Genomic DNA, 15,104 nt, shown 5'->3' with positions numbered 1-15,104 from the left:
CCTTCCGCCGCCGGCTGTCAGTGGTCGCCTGTAGGTTCTGAAACCTGAAGTGACCGCACATCGTGAGGACGTTGACGTGACCGACATCGCCATGCTGCCCGAGTCCTGGCGCGGGGTTCTGGGCGACGAACTGCAGCAGCCCTACTTCAAGGAGCTGACCGAGTTCGTCGAGGATGAGCGGGCGAGGGGTCCCGTCTACCCGCCGCGCGAGGAGGTCTTCACCGCGCTGGCCGCGACGCCGTACGACAAGGTCAAGGTGCTGATCCTCGGCCAGGACCCGTACCACGGCGAGGGCCAGGGCCACGGTCTGTGCTTCTCGGTCCGTCCCGGCGTGAAGACCCCGCCCTCCCTGCGGAACGTCTACAAGGAGATGAAGGAGGAGCTGGGCCTGCCCGTCCCGGACAACGGCTATCTGATGCCGTGGGCCGAACAGGGCGTGCTGCTGCTCAACGCGGTGCTCACGGTCCGGGCCGGGGAGGCGAACTCGCACAAGGGCAAGGGCTGGGAGAAGTTCACCGACGCGGTGATCCGCGCCGTGGCCTCCCGCCCCGACCCGGCGGTCTTCGTGCTCTGGGGCAACTACGCGCAGAAGAAGCTCCCGCTGATCGACGAGACCCGGCACGTGGTGGTGAAGGGCGCGCATCCCTCACCGCTGTCCGCGAAGAAGTTCTTCGGCTCCCGCCCCTTCACCCGGATCAACGAGGCCGTGGCCGGTCAGGGGCACGAGCCCGTCGACTGGAGGATCCCCGACCTGGGCTGACCCGATCGGCCCCGCGCGGCCCCGTGTCGTACGGGGCCGCCTGCCCCGGATCACCCGTGCCTGCGGTTAGCGTCGGGGCAGACGGTGACCCGACAGCCGACGACGGCCGGAGGACGCGGTGGCGGAGCGACAGGGGCAGGCGGCGCCGGACGCCGTGCTGACGCGGATCGGGCAGGTCGTGATGCTGCATCACGGCGGCGACCGTGAGGAGGCCCGCCGCCGCCTTCTCCTGCTGTGGGCGGAGATCGGCGAGGAGGGCGCCCCGCTGCACCGCTGCACCCTGGCCCACTACCTGGCCGACACCCAGGACGACCCGGCCGACGAACTGGCCTGGGACCTGCGGGCCCTGTCGGCGGCCGAGGAGCTGACGGACGGCCGCGGCGCCGGTGACCCGCTCAGCGTCCGTGCCTTCATCCCCTCGCTCCACCTCAACCTGGCCGCCGACTACGAGAAACTGGGCCACGCCGAAGCCGCCCGCAGCCATCTGGGCCGGGCCCGCCGCACCGCCGGCACCCTGTCCGACGACGGCTACGGCGACGGGGTGCGGGCCGCGATCAGCCGCCTGGAGCTGCGGCTCGGGGACGAGGGCACCCCGGGCGACTCCTGGGGACCGCCGCGGCAGCGGCCCACCGGCTAGCCGGGTCGGTGACCGCGGGGGTCAGTGGCCGTAGGTCTGCTCGCAGATCTCCGACTCGGGGCTGCCGCCGCGCCAGCCGCCGTACTGCCTGCCGAGGGCGCACACGTCCGGGGCCTGTGGCACCGGCTGCGCCGCGCCCGGAAGGCCGCCGCCCCGCTGCCGTGGGCGGTCCTGGTGCGGAGGGGCGGGTGCGGGCGGAGCGGCCGGGCGGTGGGTGACCGGCGGTGCCGCGGGCGTCCGGCGCGGGGCGGCGGGCTCGCCGTGCCGCGGTCGCTGGGACGGGCCGGCCATCTCCAGCGCCTCCCGCGCCGGTGCCTGCACCACCCGCGGCACGGCACTGCCGTCCGGACGGGGCCCCGTTCGTTGCGAGGACACGGTGTCCGGCGGGGGACCGGAGGTCGTCGGGCGCTGTACCGTGACGCAGCCGGAGAGGGCCGAGACGGCCACGGTGACCAGAAGCGCTGCGGTGGTCGTCGTTCGATGCACCCGTGCAACTCTGCTGGGTCGGCCGCCGAGTTGACACCGTGCACCGGGGGTTGATGCCCCGCACGGGTGATCTCCTGCCCCGTACGGAGGGCCCCGGCGTCCCCAGGGTGACGCTCAGTCGCCGGTCGCGCCGTCGATCCGCTCGCGGACCAGGTCGGCGTGGCCGTTGTGCCGGGCGTACTCCTCGATCATGTGGGTGTAGATCCAGCGGAGGCTGTGCCGCTCACCGGTGTGCCGGTGCCTGCCCCGGGACGGGTCGTCCAGGGCGAAGCCGGCCGCGTGGCGCCGGGCCGCTTCGATCTCGGCCTGCCAGGTGGCGTACGCCTCGGACCAGGTGTCCGCCTCGGTGAGCCGGAACTCGCCGTCCGGGTCCGCGTCGCTGTAGTGGATCGGCTTCGCGTCCTCGTCCGCGAGGACCCTGCGGAACCAGGACCGCTCCACCTCCGCCATGTGCCGCACCAGCCCCATCAGGGACAGCGTGGAGGGAGGCACGGAAGCCGTCCGCAGCTGGGCGTCGGTCAGGCCCTCGCACTTCCACGCCAGGGTCTGCCGGTGGTAGTCGAGCCAGCCCTCCAGCATGGTGCGTTCGTCGGCGTCGGTCGCGGGTTCCCGGCGTTCATCGGTCATTCCCGCATCCTCGCCCAACGCGGCTCTTCCCACCAGGGAATTCCGGTGCCGGAGCACTCAGGCCCCGGAGCATTCGGGCCGGCGGGGCGCCGGCCGGCCGCCCCGTATGCTTCCGGCAGGGCATCCGCGGGCAACCGGTAGGAGAGAGCACGTGAAGGTCGGCTGCATCGGACTCGGGGACATCGCGCAGAAGGCGTACCTGCCGGTGCTGGGCACGCAGCCGGGCGTCGAACTGCACCTGCAGACCCGGACGGCCGCCACCCTCACCCGGGTCGCCGACTCGCTCCGTCTGCCGGGCGGGCAACGGCACACCACCCTGGACTCGCTGCTCGCGACCGGCCTGGACGCGGCCTTCGTGCACGCGCCGACCGCCGTCCACCCGGACATCGTCACCCGGCTGCTGGAGGCCGGCGTGCCCACCTACGTGGACAAGCCGCTCGCCTACGAACTCGCCGACTCCGAGCGTCTGGTGGCGCTCGCCGAGCGCCGGAACGTCTCGCTCTGCGTCGGCTTCAACCGCCGTCACGCCCCGGCGTACGCGCAGTGCCTGGACCACCCGCGCGAGCTGATCCTCATGCAGAAGAACCGGATCGGGCTGCCCGAGGAACCGCGCTCGCTGATCCTGGACGACTTCATCCACGTCGTCGACACACTGCGCTTCCTGGTGTCGGGCGTGGTCGACGACGTGGCCGTGCGCGCCCGCGTCGAGGGCGGCCTGCTCCATCACGTGGTGCTCCAGCTCGCCGGGGACGGCTTCACCGCGCTCGGTGTGATGAACCGGCTCAGCGGCTCGGCCGAGGAGATCCTCGAGGTCTCCGGGCAGGACACCAAGCGTCAGGTGCTCAACCTGGCCGAGGTGATCGACCACAAGGGACAGCCGACGGTGCGCCGGCGCGGCGACTGGGTGCCGGTGGCCCGCCAGCGCGGCATCGAGCAGGCGGTGCTCGCCTTCCTCGACGCGGTGCGCGCCCGGAAGGTGCTCAGCGCCCGGGACGCACTGGCGACCCATGAGCTGTGCGAGCGCGTGGTACGAGCGGTTCTGGACCGGTCCGCCGCAGCCTGAGCGCCCGGGCGCCCTCGCCCACGCACAGCGCCGCCAGCACCAGCAGCGCTCCGTGCACCGGCCAGTCGCCGTAGCGGACGTACGGGGTGACCCCGTGGGCCAGGGGTACCTCGTACACGTGGGCGGTGCTCGCGTCGGTGCCGAGCCACGGGCCGAGGCGCTGCCCGGCCGGGCCGAAGACGGCGGAGACACCGGTCAGCGTCGAGTGCACCATCGGGCGGCCGGTCTCGGCGGCCCGCAGCGCGGCCAGCGAGGCGTGCTGCTCCGGGGCCCAGCTGCCCTGGAAGGACGAGGTGGAGGACTGGCCGAGCAGCACGTCCGCGCCGTCACCGGCCAGTCGGCGGCTCATGTCGGGGAACGCCGTCTCGAAGCACACCAGCGGGCCGATCCGCAGCCCGTGCCCGACGTTCATCACGACCTGCTCGGTGCCGCGCCGCCGGTCCTCACCGGCCGCCCTGCCCACCGAGGTGGCCCAGCCCAGCACGGAGCGGGCCGGTATGTACTCGCCGAAGGGGATGAGCCGCATCTTGTCGTAGCGCTCACCCGTCGGGCCGTTCGCGCCGACGAGGACCGAGCTCTTGTAGATACCGGGCCGGTCGGAGCGGTGGGCGTCCACGTTGACCAGCAGGTCGGCGCCGGTCTGCCGGGACAGCGCGGCGATCCGCCGGGCCAGGTCCGGCCGGTCCTCCAGATCGAAGCCGACACTGCTCTCGCCCCACACGATCAGGTCGACGCCCTGCCCGGCGAGTCGCCTGGTCAGTTGTTCCTCGCGGTCGAAGCGCCGGTCGGGGCTGTCCGGCCCGCCGATGACGCCCGGCTGGACGACGGCGATCCGCACCCCGCCGTCGACGTCAGGGCGGGGCGCCCACGCCCAGGCGGCCGAGGTCGCCGCGGCGGTGGCGACCAGTGAGGCCACCGCCGGCATCCGCGACTCGCGCACCGACACCAGTACCGCCACCGCCACGTTGACGGCCACCACCAGGAAGCTGAGCAGCCACACCCCGCCCACCGAGGCCAGCCGCAGCGCCGGCCCCACCTGCCACTGGCTGGAGCCGAGCATCCCCCAGGGGCCGCCGAGCCCCTGCCAGGAGCGGACCAGCTCCACCGCCAGCCACGCCGAGGGCAGCACCAGCAGCGCGGCCGCGCCCCGCCCCGGCGACGCGACGCCGCCGAGGAACCGGCGGATCAGCCAACCCCAGGGCGCCCAGAGCACGCCCAGCAGTCCGGCTATCAGGAAGATGAACACGTGCAGGCTCGGCAGCAGCCAGTGGTGCACGGCCACCATGAACCCGAAGCCGCCGCACCAGCCGTCGTACGCCGCCCGCCGCGCGGTCGGCGCGGAGCGCGCCAGCAGGATCCAGGGCACCAGGGCGACGTACGCGAACCACCACAGCGCGGGCGCCGGGAACGCGAACACGGGCACGGAGCCCGCCAGGGCGGCGACGCCGGAGCGTCGCCAGGGGGAGGTGAGCCAGTGGTCGATCGTCCTCATAAGGAGTCTCCCTACCCAGCACTGCCTCCAGTGTGCGCGCCGGAAGCGATCTCCGACAGGGCGCGCCGGGGCACGCGGTGGCTCATCCGGGAACGGCCGCCGGTGCCGGCTCGGGCGTCCGGCGCCACTTCTCGTGCACGACGACCCGGCTCAGCCGCCAGCCGTCCGGCGTGCGCAGCAGCCCGAACTCGTACCGGCCGCCGCACACCAGGTCGGGGGCGCCGGAGCCGCCGTCGCCGGCGAGGCGCATCGGGTTGACGTAGTCGGCCCGCACCCGGGCGGTGTCCCCGGTGTCGTGCTCGTGGATCCCGAACCGCACCCGGCGGTTGACGATCAGATGCTGGCGCATCCCGAACGACTCCAGGCTCTCGGCGAGCCATCCGGCCACCCGCCCGGCCTCGCCCTCGATGCCGCCGGCGGAGCGGTAGTCGGCCCGCCCGTCCGCCGTGAACAGCCCCCGGTAGGCGGTCCAGTCCCCGTCGTCCACCGCCACCGCGTACTCGGTGACCGCCTCGTCCACGGCCAGCCGGTCCATCACGGTCGAGAGCTCCACACGCTGCGTCATCGGCACAGTGTTGGCCAAGGGAGGCCGGGTGCCAAGTGCACGGGCGATATTGGGGGTGCGCACATACGGCCGAGGAGGGGCACGGGAGGCGACCCGGCGCACGTGGCACCCAGAGCACCGACGGACGCGCCACTCAGGGCAGGAGCGCCAGGGCCTCGGTCAGGTTGTGCTCGGCGATCCCCGCCATGGCGGCCCGGTCGGGGAAGTCGCCGTCGAGCAGCCGCAGCGGGCCCGCGACCAGGGAGAGGCGCATCGCGAGGGCGTAGAGGTCCATCCGCCGGGGGTCGAGGCCGGGGCGGTACAGCACGGGGTAGCGCTCGCCGAAGCGGAGCCGCAGGAAGACGTGCTCCCACTCGACGTCGAAGTGCATGACGCCCTCGATGTCGATCAGCACCGCGCGGCCGTCGGCGTCCACCAGGACGTGGTCGGGTCCCAGCTCTCCGTGGATCAGCCCGTATTCGGCGCGCGGGGCCACCAGCGCGGCCAGGTGGTGGAGACGGTCGCGCAGGCGGTCCTCCACCGCGGTGATCCGGCGATCGCGGCCCGACGCCTCCGCGAGATCGGCCAGGGCGCGGTCGAGGACCAGTCGCTCGCAGGAGACCCCGCTCGCGGTGCCGCCCTCCCGCAGCAGGTCCACCCGCCCGTACCGCGGGTCGTGGTGCCGGTGCATGGTGTCCGTCGCCGCGGCCAGGTCGGCCAGGGCGGCCGCCGCGCGGGCGGGGTCGGTCTCGAAGAGCGCTTCGAGGGTGTCCTCGGAGACGTCCTCGACCACGGCCACGTCCGCCGGGTAACGACGTCGTCCGCCATCGGCCAGCAGCACCCGCGGAACCCGCACGCCCAAGTCGTCCAGAGTGCGCCGGGCGGCCAGGAACGGGGCCAGGCCCGAGGCCGGTGCGAGCGGGTCGCTCGCGTCGGTACCGTGCTGTCCGGGCCAGAAGTTCTCCGTCTCGGCCCAGTTGTAGACGATCACCCTCGTCACCGGGGCGCCGTCGACCCGGACCCGGTACACCCCCTTCTTGCTGCCACCGCGCAACCGCTCCACCGCGACCGCGCGGCAACCCGGACCCAGCGCCTCACGCACCAGCCCCGGCAAGTCCTCGGTATCCGCGAGTCTTCGCATGCGCCGAACATACCGGGCCGGCGCCGACACCCCTCCCGGTCCCGAACTCCCGCCTCAGGCCGCCTCGATGACGCGGCCGCGGACGGCCTGGGCCCACTCGACCACCAACAGCTCGTACTCCGCGCGTTCCTGGGGCGACAGGGTGCCACCCGCGCGCAGCCAGAGCGCCCGGATCCGCTCGTTCAGCTCGGCGGCGGAGCGCACGGAACCACGGGGCATGAAATCGGGGGACATGCGGCCCAGCCTAGGGGCAAACACTGACGCTGCGCTACCGATCGGCTACTCGAGCCGCGGAGGTTGGCCGGTGCCCGGTGTGCTCAGCTCGCGGATTCGGCCGCGTGCGGGCTCAGTACGCCCGTCGTCACCAGCGCGATGATGACGATGCCGAGGGCGATCCGGTACCAGACGAACGGCATGAAGCTCTTGCTGGAAATCCACTTCATGAACCAGGCGATCACCGCGTATCCCGACGCGAAGGCGATCACCGTCGCGAACAGGGTGGGGCCCCAGGCCACCTCACCGCCGCCCACCGAGTCCTTCACCTCGAACACGCCGGACGCCAGCACCGCCGGGATGGCCAGCAGGAAGGAGTAACGGGCCGCGGCCTCACGCCGGTAGCCCATGAACAGGCCGCCGCTGATGGTGGCGCCGGAGCGGGAGACGCCGGGGATGAGGGCGCAGGCCTGGCAGAGGCCGAAGATCAGGCCGTCCTTGACGCCCAGGTTCTCCAGGGTCTTGCGCTGCTTGGGCGCCCGGTGCCGGCCGCCCCGCTCGTCGCGGGCCGCCAGCCGGTCGGCTATGCCTATGACCACGCCGACGACTATGAGCATCGTCGCGGTGATCCGCAGATCGCGGAACGGGCCCTCGATCTGGTCCTTCAGCGTCACGCCCAGCAGACCGATCGGGATCGAGCCGACGATCACCAGCCAGCCCATCTGGGCGTCGTGGTCGTGTCGCATCGCCTTGTCGGACAGGGACCGGAACCAGGCGGAGACGATCCGGCCGATGTCCTTGCGGAAGTAGATCAGTACCGCCGCCTCCGTGCCGATCTGGGTGATCGCCGTGAAGGCCGCCCCAGGGTCCTCCCAGCCCGAGAAGGCCGCGGTCAGCCGCAGGTGCGCGCTGGAGGAGACGGGGAGGAACTCGGTCAGCCCCTGGACGAGTCCGAGGACGAGGGATTCAAACCAAGACATGGAGGTGAGGCGTCCAAGTGTTGAGGGGGATACGTGGTGATCATGTGACGGGGGCAGCGTAGCGGGCGTGTGGGCGGCGGAGGAGCGCCGGATCGAGGTCCACGACGTCGACCCCGGGGCGGGTACCTGGGCGCTGACCTGGACGAGCGCCGTCACCAACCGGCGTGCCGAGCCGCTGCGCCTCGGCAGCCCGACCACCGCCGGGCGCGAACTCGCGAGCTACACCGGGCTGTTCTGGCGCGGGCCGAGGGCGTTTCGCGGCGGCAGGACCATCGGGCCCGAGGCGGAGGGGCCAAAGCTGATGGGCATGCAGGCGCCCTGGCTCGCCTTCTCCGGGGAGCACGACGGCAGGGACGGCCACGCGACCCTCGTCTTCGCGCACGCCCCCGAGAACGACCACGCGGGCACCCGGGGCGGCCATCCGGCCCACTGGTTCGTCCGCGACGAGCCGTTCGCCGCGGTCGCCCCGTCCTGGGCCTTCTTCGAGGAGCTGGAACTCGTCCCCGGCGCCACGCTGCGGCGCCGCTACCGGGTCGTCGTGGCCGACGGCGCCTGGGGCCGGGAGGACGTGGCCCGGTACCTGGAGGCGCATCCGTGGTGAGCGCCGGGAAGTCCACCGGCCCGCCGGGCGGGGGCGCCGTCTCGTGCGGGCGGCTCGACGTGTACCGGCAGGGGTAGTAGGCGACCCGCGCGACCGCCGCCCGGTCCGTGCGTCACACCGTGGCCGGTCCGGCGACCGTCCAGCCGGGGGACTGCGGGTGGGCCGTCAGGTCCTCGTGCCGGACCGGGGCCCCGCAGGCCCGGCACGTCACCTGGGGGACCAGTTCGCCGCCGCAGCTGTGCTCGATGACCATGGGGAGGCCGACGCCGCCGCGCAGATGGCGGTCGCCCCACTCCTTGAGGGTCATGAGGACCGGCTCCAGCTCCAGCCCCGCCTGGGTCGGCCGGTACTCGAAGCGCTGCGGACGCTCGCTGTACACGCGCTTGGTGAGGATCCCGGCGTCCACGAGCCGGCGCAGCCGGGTGGCCAGGATGTCGCGCGGCGCGCCGATGTTGCGCACGAGCTGGTCGAAGCGGCCGTTGCCCAGGCACACCTCCCGCAGTACGAGCAGCGAGTACTTCTCTCCGACCAGCGCGAGGGCGTCGGCGATGGAGCAGGGGCGCGGGTCCTTCGTGGCGGCCATGCGGGCCAGTCTAAGTGAGGGTTTGATTTTCCAACGCACCAGGCTATGGTGAGTTGGAAATTCCTACTCACCAGTAGCCGAGCGTGCGAACGCTCAGGCATCGCGGGAGGCCCGCACCATGCGCGACGCAGTCATCGTCGAAGCCGTACGCACCCCCATCGGCAAGGGCAGGCCGAACGGCTCCCTCGCCCACGTTCACCCGGTCCAGCTCCTCGCCCACACCCTGCGCACCCTGGTCGAGCGTTCCGGCGTCGACCCGGCCCTGATCGACGACGTCATCGGCGGCACCGTCGACCAGGTCGGCGAGCAGGCCATGAACACCACGCGGTACGCCGTCCTCGCGGCCGGCCTGCCCGAGGCGGTCCCGGCGACCACGGTGGACCGCCAGTGCGGCTCCTCCCAGCAGGCCGTGCACTTCGCCGCGCAGGGCGTCATCTCGGGCGCCTACGACCTCGCCGTCGCCTGCGGCGTGGAGTCGATGAGCCGGGTGCCGATGTGGTCCAACGTGCCGGCCGGCAAGGACCCGTTCGGCCCGGGTGTCGCCGAGCGCTACCCGGAGGGTTTGGTCCCGCAGGGCATCAGCGCCGAACTCATCGCCGCCAAATGGTCCCTCACGCGCGCGCGGATGGACGAGTTCGCGGTCTCCTCGCACCGGAAGGCCGCCGCCGCGTGGCAGGCCGGCCTGTTCGACGCCGAGGTCGCACCCCTGGACGGCGTCGCCCGCGACGAGTGCGTACGGCCCGGCAGCAGCCCGGAGATCCTCGCCGGTCTGAAGCCCGCCTACTACGACGCCGGCTTCGCCGAGCGCTTCCCGCAGATCGAGTGGAACGTCACCGCGGGCAACGCGAGCCCCGTCAACGACGGCGCCTCGGCCGTGCTGATCACCTCCGGTGAGACGGCCGCCCGTCTCGGCCTGCGCCCGCTCGCCCGGCTCCACAGCTTCGCCGTCACCGGCTCCGACCCGCTGCTGATGCTCACCGGAGTCGTCCCGGCGACGGAGAAGGTGCTGCGCCGCGCGGGGCTCGGCCTGGACGACATCGACCTCTTCGAGGTGAACGAGGCCTTCTCCAGCGTGGTCCTGGCCTGGCAGCAGGAGACGGGCGCCGATCTCGCCAGGGTCAACGTGCACGGCGGTGCCATCGCCCTCGGCCATCCGCTCGGCGCGAGCGGCACCCGGCTCACCACGACACTGGTCCACGCCATGCGCGAGCGCGGCGCCCGCTACGCCCTGCAGACCATGTGCGAGGCGGGCGGACTCGCCAACGCCATGATTTTGGAGAGCGTCTGACGGACCCGGTCCCCGCGGTGGGTCAGCCGGCGCGCAGCTGGTGGCGCTTGCGCCAGGCCACCACCGCGCCCACCAGCGCCGGTACGGCGATGCAGGCCATCGCGATCAGGAAGGCCGGGGAGGTCGGCGCCGAGGCACGGGCGCCGGCCACCGCGTAGGCGGCGGTGTTCGGGATCGAGCCGAGCGCCGTCGCCAGCAGGAACGGCAGCCAGCCCATCCGGGAGACGGCGGCACAGTAGTTCGCCGCCCAGAACGGCACACCCGGGAAGAGCCGGGCCACCATCATGGACCGGAAGCCGTGCCGGCTGAGCTGTCCGTCGGCGGCCTTCAGCCAGCGCCCCCGCAGCAGCGGGCGCAGCGCCTCCTGCCCGAGCATCCGGCCGAGCCCGAAGGCCAGCCCGGCGCCGAGCACCGTGCCCGCCAGCGCCGTCGCCCCACCCAGCTCGGAGCCGAACAGCGCACCCGCCGCCAGGTTCAGCAGCGGGCGCGGCACGAACGCCACCGTGCACAGCCCGTACGCCGCCGCGAACATCACGGCCGCCGCGGCCCCGCCGAGCTGCGGCGGCCAGCCGTGCGTCAGCAGCCGCTGCGGCTCGAACGCCAGCACCCCCGCCGCGGCGCCCGCGAGCAGCACGAGCAGCAGGGACAGGCGGGCGTACGGCGACAGCGCCGCGCGTGTGCAGCGGACGGCGAACCCCGTGCGGGACAGGGACGGTACGGCTGCGACCGCGGGGACGGCGAGCTCCGTGGCGGCGGCCCGGGGAGAGACCGTGGCGGTGCCCCCAGAGCGGTTGGTGGCATCGAGCATCCGGCGACCCTAACCGACGGACCCATGTGATCGCCGTATGGTCCGTCTCACCGGCGGAGGGACAGCCCGGTGGCGGAACCCGTTCACGTGCGGCGAGCCGAGCCCCGCCCGCCGTCACCACCGCCCCGCCCAGGCCGCGGCGACCGCCGTATCGTTCGGCCCATGACCGCCGCCCCGCCCGCCCCGCCGCACGTGCCGCGCAGCGCCCTGGCCGACGCCGTGCTGGAGCGGCTGACCGCCACCTACGCCGCCGCGGCCGACCCGGAGCGGGCGGCGGCGATGCGGGCGTACATGAAGGACGTCGCGCCCTTCCTCGGCATCGCCACCCCGGCCCGCCGCGCGCTGTCCCGCACCGTCCTGGCCGGCACCCCCCGCCCCGAGGAGTCCGACTGCGCCGCGATCGCCCTGCGCTGCTGGCGGCTGCCCGAGCGCGAGTACCACTACTTCGCGGTGGACTACCTGCGCCGGCACGCGGCCCGCTGCTCCTCCGCGTTCCTGCCCGTGGCCCGGCACCTGGTCACCACCGTCCCGTGGTGGGACACCGTCGACGCGCTCGCCGCGCACCTCGTCGGCGCATTGGTCGCGGCCGACCCGGCGCTCACCGCCGACATGGACGCCTGGATCGCCGACGCCGACCTCTGGGTGGCGCGCACGGCCCTGCTGCACCAGCTCCGGTACAAGGAGCGCACCGACACCGGCCGGCTGTTCGCCCACTGCCTGCTGCAGTCCGGGCACCCCGACTTCTTCGTCCGCAAGGCCATCGGCTGGGCGCTGCGCGAGTACGCCAAGACCGACCCCGAAGCGGTACGGGACTTCCTGACGCGGGAGCGGGGCCGGTTCGCCCCGCTGACGGTCCGTGAGGCCCTGAAGAACATCGGGCCCTGAAGAGGACCGGACCCTGAAGAGGACCGGACCCTGAAGGGCACCGGGCCCCGACGGCGCCGCGGCCCGCACGGCACGGAAAAACCATTCGACGCCGGACAAACCGTCGGCGATGCTCGTCGTCATGTTCCGGTACGCCTTCCTCCTCGCAGCATCCGCCGTCGCGGATGCGCCGAAGGCTGCCGTCCCCTTCCTCGTGGCCGCTGCCGACGGCGCCCGAAGCTGACCCTCTCCGGATCGACCGGCGGACCCCGCAGGGGGAGGGTCGGCGAGTTCCTCGGGGTCCCCGAACTCTTTTACGGCTGAGAGGCTTCGAGGTACAGCCATGTCCAAAACGGCATACGTGCGCACCAAGCCGCACCTGAACATCGGCACGATGGGCCACGTCGACCACGGCAAGACCACCCTGACCGCCGCCATCACCAAGGTCCTGGCCGAGCGCGGCACCGGGACGTTCGTCCCCTTCGAGCGCATCGACCGCGCCCCGGAGGAGGCCGCCCGCGGCATCACCATCAACATCGCGCACGTCGAGTATGAGACCGACACCCGGCACTACGCCCACGTCGACATGCCGGGCCACGCCGACTACGTCAAGAACATGGTCACCGGCGCCGCGCAGCTCGACGGGGCGATCCTCGTCGTCTCCGCGCTCGACGGGATCATGCCGCAGACCGCCGAACACGTGCTGCTGGCCCGGCAGGTGGGCGTCGACCACATCGTCGTCGCCCTCAACAAGGCCGACGCCGGCGACGAGGAACTCACCGACCTGGTCGAGCTGGAGGTCCGCGAGCTGCTCAGCGCGCAGGGGTACCCGGGTGACGCGGTACCCGTCGTACGGGTCTCGGGACTGCGGGCGCTGGAGGGCGACCCGCGCTGGACGGCGTCCGTCGAGGCGCTGCTCGACGCGGTGGACACCTACGTGCCGATGCCCGAGCGCTATCTCGACGCGCCGTTCCTGCTGCCGGTGGAGAACGTGCTCACCATCACCGGACGGGGCACGGTCGTCACGGGAGCCGTGGAGCGCGGGACGATCCGCCTGGGGGACCGGGTGGCGGTGCTCGGCGCGGACGTGGAGAGCGTGGTCACCGGGCTGGAGACGTTCGGCAAACCGATGCGGGAGGCGCAGGCCGGGGACAACGTGGCTCTGCTGCTGCGGGGTGTGCCCCGGGACGCGGTGCGGCGGGGGCATGTCGTGGCGGCGCCGGGAAGCGTGGTGCCCGCGCGCAGGTTCACGGCAAGGGTGTACGTGCTCTCGGCGCGGGAGGGCGGCCGTACGACCGCGCTGTCGACGGGATACCGGCCGCAGTTCTACATCCGCACCGCGGACGTGGTCGGGGACGTCGACCTCGGAGAGACGGCGCTCGCCCGGCCCGGCGAGACGGTCGAGATGACCGTGGAGCTGGGGCGGGAGGTGCCGCTCGAGCCCGGGCTCGGGTTCGCCATCCGTGAGGGTGGCCGGACGGTGGGCGCCGGGACGATCCTCTCCGTCGGTCCGTAGGAGCCGGGGGCCACGGGGCCCGCGGACCGGTCGCGGCCGGTCGCGCGGCGCCCCGTGGCCCCTCGCGTCCAGGGGCGCCCCGTACCGGTGACAATGGTGGCGTGAGTGAAGCCATACCCGTGACCCGGACCGTCGATCACGGCACCGCCAAGCTGATGCCCGACGTCGACCGGGAGCGGGCCTGGCTGCTGACCGTGGACGGGGCGCCGCAGTCGTACGTCGATCTCGACGAGCCCGGCCACCTGGAGTTCGAGTACGCGCGGCGGCTCGGGTTCGCCCTCGACCTGGTGGACGGACCCGGGTGCCCGCTGGACGTGGTGCACCTCGGCGGGGGAGCGCTCACGCTGCCCCGCTACCTCGCCGCCACCCGGCCCGGCTCCCGGCAGCACGTCGTCGAGGCCGACCGGGCGCTGCTGGACCTGGTCGTCGAGCGGTTGCCGCTGCCCGGGGGCTCGGGGGTCACGCTGCACGCCGCCGACGCGCGGGCCTGGCTCGAGGCCGCGCCGGACGACTCGGCCGACGTGATCGTCGCCGACGTCTTCGGCGGCTCCCGGGTCCCGGCCCACCTCACCTCGCTCGACTACGCGCGCGAGGCCGAGCGGGTGCTGCGGGCGGGAGGGGTCTATCTGGCCAACCTGGCCGACGGGGCGCCGTTCGGTTTCCTGCGGTCCCAACTGGCCACGTTCGCGTCCGTGTTCGAGCAGCTCGCGCTGATCGCGGAGCCGGGTGTGCTGCGCGGGCGGCGGTTCGGCAACGCGGTCCTCGTGGCCTCGCACCGGCCCGTCGACACGGCCGGCCTGGCCCGGCGGGCCGCCGCCGACGCGTTCCCGGCCCGCGTCGAACACGGGGCGGCGCTGCGGGACTTCGCCGGTGGCGCGCGGCCGGTCCAGGACGCCGAGGCCGTCGCCTCACCCGAGCCCCCCGACGGGGCTTTCGGCATCGGCTGAGGGAAGCCGGGGCGTGGTCGTCCGCGTGGTGCGCCGGGTCAGCGTGCGCACGTCCGGGACCAGCAGGACCAGAGCGGTGACCACGACGACCAGGCCCGCGCAGCCCCACAGCGAGGCCGTCCGGCCGAAGGCGGCCTCCGCCGGGCCGGCCAGTGCGGTGGCCAGCGGCACCAGGGACACCGAGCCGAACCAGTCGTACGCCGAGACCCGGGAGAGGTTGTCCTCGGGGATCTCCTGGTGCAGCGCCATCCGCCTGCACACGCCTACGGAGCTGTCTGGTCAGGACCGCTGTGTTCTGGGTCCAGGGTGCAGAACAGCCAGGTCTCCATCTGTCACGACTGAGGCGGCGTGGCGTGCACCGGTCGCAAGACGGGTGCCCAGTTCAGCACGAGGGGGCGTCAGGTGACTCGGACGTCACGGTCGTTGTCGGTCGTGGCAGGGTCCTTGGACGTGTCCGGGCCGTGCGTACTGATGGGTGATCTGCTGTTGCCGTGGATCAGCCGATACGGATCAGGACGGGTGCGGGTGCCGGCGCGGTGATCGCGGGCGTGCTG

Annotated in this window: 16 protein-coding genes and 2 pseudogenes; 8 read left to right on the top strand and 10 right to left on the bottom strand. The window is 73.3% G+C overall.

The annotated features are described in order from the left end of the window. The first annotated feature begins 76 nt into the window (after window positions 1–76). Window positions 77–760, top strand: a complete 684-nt coding sequence (gene ung / locus ACFVVO_RS09715) for a uracil-DNA glycosylase (protein ID WP_390053283.1) — start codon at window positions 77–79, stop codon at window positions 758–760. Between the two features lie 118 nt (window positions 761–878). Then, on the top strand, window positions 879–1,397 hold the full coding sequence (locus ACFVVO_RS09710; protein WP_390053281.1) for a hypothetical protein: 519 nt from the start codon (window positions 879–881) through the stop codon (window positions 1,395–1,397). 21 nt (window positions 1,398–1,418) lie between these two features. On the opposite strand, the gene ACFVVO_RS09705 is transcribed toward ACFVVO_RS09710, so the two are convergent. Then, complete coding sequence (locus tag ACFVVO_RS09705; RefSeq protein WP_390053279.1) at window positions 1,419–1,883, bottom strand: hypothetical protein; 465 nt, start codon at window positions 1,881–1,883, stop codon at window positions 1,419–1,421. Window positions 1,884–1,997: 114 nt separating this feature from the next. Then, complete coding sequence (locus ACFVVO_RS09700) at window positions 1,998–2,510, bottom strand: DinB family protein (RefSeq protein ID WP_390053277.1); 513 nt, start codon at window positions 2,508–2,510, stop codon at window positions 1,998–2,000. A gap of 151 nt (window positions 2,511–2,661) precedes the next feature. Between ACFVVO_RS09700 and ACFVVO_RS09695 the strand changes: the two genes are divergently transcribed. Then, window positions 2,662–3,573: a Gfo/Idh/MocA family protein gene (locus ACFVVO_RS09695; protein WP_390053275.1), complete on the top strand. Its 912-nt coding sequence runs from the start codon at window positions 2,662–2,664 to the stop codon at window positions 3,571–3,573. On the opposite strand, the gene lnt is transcribed toward ACFVVO_RS09695, so the two are convergent. From lnt to ACFVVO_RS09670, 5 genes are all read right to left on the bottom strand, one after another. Then, window positions 3,491–5,065 carry an apolipoprotein N-acyltransferase gene (gene lnt / locus ACFVVO_RS09690; protein WP_390053273.1) on the bottom strand — a complete coding sequence of 525 codons (1,575 nt, stop codon included), beginning with the start codon at window positions 5,063–5,065 and terminating at the stop codon, window positions 3,491–3,493. The genes ACFVVO_RS09695 and lnt overlap by 83 nt on opposite strands. Before the next feature lie 82 nt (window positions 5,066–5,147). Further along, entirely contained in the window at window positions 5,148–5,630 is a 483-nt protein-coding gene (locus tag ACFVVO_RS09685) for a nuclear transport factor 2 family protein (RefSeq protein ID WP_390053271.1), read from the bottom strand. 133 nt (window positions 5,631–5,763) lie between these two features. Further along, the gene (locus tag ACFVVO_RS09680; protein ID WP_390053269.1) at window positions 5,764–6,750 is read right to left on the bottom strand and encodes a phosphotransferase; all 987 of its coding nucleotides are present in this window, start codon (window positions 6,748–6,750) and stop codon (window positions 5,764–5,766) included. 54 nt (window positions 6,751–6,804) lie between these two features. Next, the gene (locus tag ACFVVO_RS09675) at window positions 6,805–6,984 is read right to left on the bottom strand and encodes a hypothetical protein (RefSeq protein WP_358929948.1); all 180 of its coding nucleotides are present in this window, start codon (window positions 6,982–6,984) and stop codon (window positions 6,805–6,807) included. A gap of 83 nt (window positions 6,985–7,067) precedes the next feature. Then, a complete protein-coding gene (locus ACFVVO_RS09670; protein ID WP_390053267.1) occupies window positions 7,068–7,943 on the bottom strand; it encodes an undecaprenyl-diphosphate phosphatase in 876 nt (291 codons plus the stop codon). A gap of 67 nt (window positions 7,944–8,010) precedes the next feature. Between ACFVVO_RS09670 and ACFVVO_RS09665 the strand changes: the two are divergent. Then, a pseudogene (locus ACFVVO_RS09665) lies at window positions 8,011–8,544 on the top strand (DUF6807 family protein); the annotation flags it as partial. Window positions 8,545–8,656: 112 nt separating this feature from the next. Here the strand turns inward: ACFVVO_RS09665 and ACFVVO_RS09660 are convergent. After that, window positions 8,657–9,127, bottom strand: a complete 471-nt coding sequence (locus ACFVVO_RS09660; RefSeq protein ID WP_390053266.1) for a winged helix-turn-helix transcriptional regulator — start codon at window positions 9,125–9,127, stop codon at window positions 8,657–8,659. Window positions 9,128–9,245: 118 nt separating this feature from the next. Here ACFVVO_RS09660 and ACFVVO_RS09655 point away from each other — a divergent pair, with 118 nt between their 5' ends. After that, the gene (locus ACFVVO_RS09655; protein ID WP_390053264.1) at window positions 9,246–10,415 is read left to right on the top strand and encodes a thiolase family protein; all 1,170 of its coding nucleotides are present in this window, start codon (window positions 9,246–9,248) and stop codon (window positions 10,413–10,415) included. A 22-nt stretch (window positions 10,416–10,437) separates the two neighbouring features. Here ACFVVO_RS09655 and ACFVVO_RS09650 read toward each other — a convergent pair whose 3' ends face one another. Then, window positions 10,438–11,223, bottom strand: coding sequence for a TVP38/TMEM64 family protein (locus ACFVVO_RS09650; RefSeq protein ID WP_390053262.1), 786 nt, complete (start codon window positions 11,221–11,223; stop codon window positions 10,438–10,440). 162 nt (window positions 11,224–11,385) lie between these two features. Here ACFVVO_RS09650 and ACFVVO_RS09645 point away from each other — a divergent pair, with 162 nt between their 5' ends. From ACFVVO_RS09645 to ACFVVO_RS09635, 3 genes are all read left to right on the top strand, one after another. Next, a complete protein-coding gene (locus ACFVVO_RS09645) occupies window positions 11,386–12,108 on the top strand; it encodes a DNA alkylation repair protein (RefSeq protein WP_390053260.1) in 723 nt (240 codons plus the stop codon). Window positions 12,109–12,430: 322 nt separating this feature from the next. After that, window positions 12,431–13,603 (top strand): elongation factor Tu, encoded by a 1,173-nt coding sequence (gene tuf, locus ACFVVO_RS09640; RefSeq protein ID WP_390053259.1) that lies wholly within the window; start codon window positions 12,431–12,433, stop codon window positions 13,601–13,603. A 101-nt stretch (window positions 13,604–13,704) separates the two neighbouring features. Continuing rightward, window positions 13,705–14,550, top strand: coding sequence for a spermidine synthase (locus tag ACFVVO_RS09635; protein WP_390053257.1), 846 nt, complete (start codon window positions 13,705–13,707; stop codon window positions 14,548–14,550). Here the strand turns inward: ACFVVO_RS09635 and ACFVVO_RS09630 are convergent. Next, window positions 14,512–14,814, bottom strand: a pseudogene (locus ACFVVO_RS09630) (MFS transporter); the annotation flags it as partial. The gene ACFVVO_RS09635 and the pseudogene ACFVVO_RS09630 overlap by 39 nt on opposite strands. Between the last annotated feature and the right edge of the window lie 290 nt (window positions 14,815–15,104).

The organism is Streptomyces sp. NPDC058145 (assembly GCF_042884245.1).
In the GTDB taxonomy this organism is placed as follows: Bacteria; Actinomycetota; Actinomycetes; order Streptomycetales; family Streptomycetaceae; genus Streptomyces.
The sequence above is the reverse complement of the archived record's forward strand: the minus strand, read 5'-3'. Positions and strand labels throughout refer to the sequence as shown.

Bases quoted from the DNA above. Each gene is read 5' to 3' on its own strand.
- ACFVVO_RS09700 (WP_390053277.1), bottom strand. From the start codon at position 2,510: ATGACCGATGAACGCCGGGAACCCGCGACCGACGCCGACGAACGCACC.
- lnt (WP_390053273.1), bottom strand. From the start codon at position 5,065: ATGAGGACGATCGACCACTGGCTCACCTCCCCCTGGCGACGCTCCGGC.
- ACFVVO_RS09685 (WP_390053271.1), bottom strand. From the start codon at position 5,630: ATGACGCAGCGTGTGGAGCTCTCGACCGTGATGGACCGGCTGGCCGTG.
- ACFVVO_RS09680 (WP_390053269.1), bottom strand. From the start codon at position 6,750: ATGCGAAGACTCGCGGATACCGAGGACTTGCCGGGGCTGGTGCGTGAG.
- ACFVVO_RS09675 (WP_358929948.1), bottom strand. From the start codon at position 6,984: ATGTCCCCCGATTTCATGCCCCGTGGTTCCGTGCGCTCCGCCGCCGAG.
- ACFVVO_RS09670 (WP_390053267.1), bottom strand. From the start codon at position 7,943: ATGTCTTGGTTTGAATCCCTCGTCCTCGGACTCGTCCAGGGGCTGACC.
- ACFVVO_RS09660 (WP_390053266.1), bottom strand. From the start codon at position 9,127: ATGGCCGCCACGAAGGACCCGCGCCCCTGCTCCATCGCCGACGCCCTC.
- ACFVVO_RS09655 (WP_390053264.1), top strand. From the start codon at position 9,246: ATGCGCGACGCAGTCATCGTCGAAGCCGTACGCACCCCCATCGGCAAG.
- ACFVVO_RS09650 (WP_390053262.1), bottom strand. From the start codon at position 11,223: ATGCTCGATGCCACCAACCGCTCTGGGGGCACCGCCACGGTCTCTCCC.
- ACFVVO_RS09645 (WP_390053260.1), top strand. From the start codon at position 11,386: ATGACCGCCGCCCCGCCCGCCCCGCCGCACGTGCCGCGCAGCGCCCTG.
- tuf (WP_390053259.1), top strand. From the start codon at position 12,431: ATGTCCAAAACGGCATACGTGCGCACCAAGCCGCACCTGAACATCGGC.